General features: G+C 42.2%; 5 protein-coding genes. 2 read left to right on the forward strand and 3 right to left on the reverse strand.

Features of this window, described 5'->3' with window-relative positions:
* Positions 1 to 29: 29 nt before the first annotated feature.
* On the forward strand, positions 30 to 320 hold the full coding sequence (locus F3741_10125; protein MZG31140.1) for a hypothetical protein: 291 nt from the start codon (positions 30 to 32) through the stop codon (positions 318 to 320).
* Between the two features lie 8 nt (positions 321 to 328).
* On the opposite strand, the gene F3741_10130 is transcribed toward F3741_10125, so the two are convergent.
* The 3 genes from F3741_10130 to F3741_10140 all read right to left on the reverse strand — a co-directional run bounded on the left by F3741_10130 (position 329) and on the right by F3741_10140 (position 1878).
* A complete protein-coding gene (locus F3741_10130; protein ID MZG31141.1) occupies positions 329 to 685 on the reverse strand; it encodes a hypothetical protein in 357 nt (118 codons plus the stop codon).
* A gap of 149 nt (positions 686 to 834) precedes the next feature.
* Entirely contained in the window at positions 835 to 1377 is a 543-nt protein-coding gene (locus tag F3741_10135) for an HD domain-containing protein (GenBank protein MZG31142.1), read from the reverse strand.
* A 207-nt stretch (positions 1378 to 1584) separates the two neighbouring features.
* Positions 1585 to 1878, reverse strand: a complete 294-nt coding sequence (locus F3741_10140) for a hypothetical protein (protein ID MZG31143.1) — start codon at positions 1876 to 1878, stop codon at positions 1585 to 1587.
* 328 nt (positions 1879 to 2206) lie between these two features.
* Between F3741_10140 and gpmA the strand changes: the two genes are divergently transcribed.
* Positions 2207 to 2760: 2,3-diphosphoglycerate-dependent phosphoglycerate mutase (gene gpmA / locus F3741_10145; GenBank protein ID MZG31144.1), on the forward strand; the 554-nt coding region annotated here is incomplete at its 3' end.

Genomic DNA, 2760 nt, shown 5'->3' on the forward strand with positions numbered 1-2760 from the left:
TTTCACTTAAACTTGTTATTCCACCTTTATTGAAAATTCTTAAACCGGAAGGAGAACTGGTTGCCCTGGTCAAACCCCAGTTTGAAGTAGGAAAAGGGGAAGTAGAAAATCGTGGCATTATCAAAGACCCGGATAAACAAATTCGTGTACTTCTTGATTTGAACCTTTTTATTAAAGAAAAAGGGTGGGCTGTGATAGCGGTTTCAGAGTCTCCCATTACCGGCCAGAAAGGGAACCGGGAGTTCCTGATGCATTGTGTTGAAGGCAGCCAGGGAACACCCGTTGAGGAAGAAACTCTCCGGCAAATTGTTTTATCCTGATCCGCAGGTTATAACTCGTCTTTATAAACGATGAAACAGTCTGCAGGATAAACCAGGTGGGTTTCTCCCCACTGTTGTGGCGAGTCAGCGTCCCATTGCATTTCATCTTCGAGGAGTTTCATACGCACTCCTCCCGATCCACCGTAAATCAGCATGGCAACACCATCTCCAGATTCTTCTACTTTACAGGCATAGGCCGGACACGATGTGTTGGAATCAGCATCCCAACCGGTAATCTGAACCGGCTGTTCTTCTCCGTTTACCGGGTATTTGATGCAATACAATTCCCGGGAGGGGCTGATGTCCCGAAAAATCATATTAAAGCTACGGTCCGTATTGGCGTTGGAATCGACCTCGACAAACACAGTAATCCTCCTTTTATGAATGAACTATCATACCTCTATTCATCAGGAGTGGTAAAGCATAAGTCGTTCGGAAGGAAAAAAACAGGCATAAAAAAACGGATGTTAAAACACATCCGTTAAATCACTGAACTGGAAAGCGGCTCTAACAATCAGGCACTAGCCGCAGCCTGTTTGTTTGGTTGTCTGGAACCAGCCGCTCCTGACCGTGATGCTGAAACTCTTGCTGCAGCTGCGTCAGCAAGTAATTTGATGAAGTTGACCAGAATGCACATATCAAAATGCCCTTCCATATTGCTTTTCATTTCAGTCAGGGCAGCAAATGGGGTCATGCCGGCACGGTTCGAGCGGGGAGCAGTCAAAGCCCCGAAAACACCCATTATGCTGCATATTCTGGCGTAGAGAGAAATTTTCTCTCCTTTCAGCTGGAATGGGTAACCCGATCCGTCATATTTTTCATGGTGTTCAGCGGCCATTTTTAAAATGTTCTCGCTGTAACATTTCATGTCATTGAGATCCTTGCGGCCAGCTGAAGGATGTTTGCGGATGTACTGAAATTCATCGGGTTCCAGTTCTCCTTCTTTCATGACAATTTCATAGGGAATGGCTTTTTTCCCAACATCAAAAAGCATTCCCCCCAAACCTATCTCTTGAATGGCTTCTGGAGTCATTTGTAATTTCTTTGCCAGGGCCATGCAATATAAACCGGTATTTGTAAAGTGGGTAATAAGAGTGGTAGTCCTTTTTTGTTACGTGGAATACATCAATGAACTCAAGGTTTCCAAGCTCCATACACTCATGGATTATTTTAACAAGATCCTCAAGTGTTCTTAATATTCGTGAAGAGCCGATATTCTCAAAATATTCCTTGATCACCTGCTCACTCAACAGGTAGGCTTCTTTTAAAATTTTTTTAGGCGGATCTTTTTGAGGGCCTCTTGCAGATTGGCAATCTTAAAATTTTTATAATATTTGATGAGGTCGGTTTCATGGATGAAGAACTCCATGCAATCATCGGCCTCCATCATTTTTTTGATTTTCTCGTGATTCTCAGGTGTGTAATCTACAAACTTTCTGAATACGGGGTCATCATTTTCATCATATTCTGCGAGATATGAAACTTCAAAACCCTGACCGCAATTTTTATTTAGAAAACCGCTATTTATTTCACGATAAAAATGAGCGATAGTATCCATATCGCCAAGTCTCCAAAATTTACAGACACAACACGGATCACAAAGAATACAAATTTCTAGCGAACTTAATTATAACACTTTTTTTTCGATTACTAGATAATTTAATCGATAACAGCCCAAAATTCAATCACTTAACAAAAAAATTCGGGCTTTAGAAACATGAACTTTCTAAATATTTGTACCCCAATATTTCGGGAAATGTAAATGTTTTTATATTGGGTGGATAAAATAATAATTTATTTGGAGATATAAAATTTCCTCTTTTCCTGGATTGTATGGGATATTGCGCACGAATTTAACTTTGGGTTGATCAGGAGGTTATAGCAATATGTATAAATTGGTACTTTTAAGGCATGGGCAGAGTCAATGGAACTTGGAAAACAGGTTTACTGGCTGGACTGATGTAGATTTGACGGACCAGGGAAAACAGGAAGCCGAACAGGCGGGAAAGCTTTTCCTGGAAGAGGGTTACAGTTTTGACCTGGCCTATACTTCTGTTCTCAAACGGGCGATCAGGACTTTATGGATTGTGTTGGATAAAATGGATCTGATGTGGATCCCGGTCACAAGAGCCTGGCAACTGAATGAGCGGCATTATGGCAATCTGCAAGGGTTGAACAAAGCAGAGACAGCAGAAAAGCATGGTGCGGAACAGGTTAAAATCTGGCGCAGAAGTTATGCCACGCCTCCCCCCCCTCTCCCTGACAATGATGACCGAATGCCATCCAAAGATGCTCGGTATGCAGGAATAAGCAAAGACCAGTTGCCAGCTTCAGAAGCTTTAAAACATACTGTCGACAGGTTCCTGCCTTATTGGTTTGATCAAATCGTGCCTTCCATCAAAGCAGGGAAAAATGTATTGATCTGCGCGCACGGCAACAG

The sequence above is a fragment of the Nitrospinota bacterium genome (assembly GCA_009873635.1).
In the GTDB taxonomy this organism is placed as follows: Bacteria; Nitrospinota; Nitrospinia; order Nitrospinales; family VA-1; genus LS-NOB.

Coding starts and splice junctions, on each gene's coding strand:
- F3741_10140 (MZG31143.1), bottom strand. CDS start 1,878: ATGGATACTATCGCTCATTTTTATCGTGAAATAAATAGCGGTTTTCTA.
- F3741_10135 (MZG31142.1), bottom strand. CDS start 1,377: ATGGCCCTGGCAAAGAAATTACAAATGACTCCAGAAGCCATTCAAGAG.